At 49.2% G+C, this 652-nt stretch carries 1 protein-coding gene; it reads left to right on the top strand.

Going from position 1 to position 652, the window contains the following annotated elements; all coding sequences use genetic code 11:
- Positions 1 to 652 (top strand): CotH kinase family protein (locus FJV41_RS52995; RefSeq protein WP_181791533.1); only part of this gene is annotated, 652 nt, incomplete at both ends.

Below are 652 nucleotides of genomic sequence, written 5' to 3'. Positions count from 1 at the left end.
CGTTGACACCGCTGGAAGGGTTCGAACCTGGCAGCAGTGACGATGGCGATTATGACTCTTCGCAACGCCTGCTTAATAATCTTTATAACCTGTCCATGCTGGCCGGGGCACTGGTGCCGCTGGACGGTTTCGATCCTGATGCGATTTCTGTTGAGGCCCGCGAAACGTACAGCGAGCAGTACACGTTTCCGAAGCCGGGCAATATCATTAAAATCTTTGTCAATTCGCCATCCGGTATTCCGGCCTCTAAAGGCGAGGGCGAATATTATACCTCCGCCACTATCGATATTGATGGTGAAATACTGAATATCCCGTATTCATCTATTTCCGTACAGGGGGATTCGTCCGCCGCCTACGCGAAAAAAAATCTCAATATCGGGTTGTATATTGACGACAAATACGATGATTTATTTACGCTAAAAATTGGCGACTGCCTGCCGCACGATGAATGGGTGTTTAAGGCCAACTGGATTGACCACACAAACCTACGCAACCTGATGAGTTATCATCTGTGGGAACGAATGATGGCATCCCGCGACGGCTGGCCGAAACGTGATATCGATAATTATTACGTCGGAAAAACCGGGCTGGATGAAATGGATACGCGGGCAACGGGATACCCTGTCGGCTATCCCTGCGTCATGTATATCAA

The sequence above is a fragment of the Myxococcus llanfairpwllgwyngyllgogerychwyrndrobwllllantysiliogogogochensis genome, assembly GCF_006636215.1.
Classification (GTDB): Bacteria; Myxococcota; Myxococcia; order Myxococcales; family Myxococcaceae; genus Myxococcus; species Myxococcus llanfairpwllgwyngyllgogerychwyrndrobwllllantysiliogogogochensis.
This window is presented reverse-complemented; position numbering and strand designations above follow the sequence as displayed.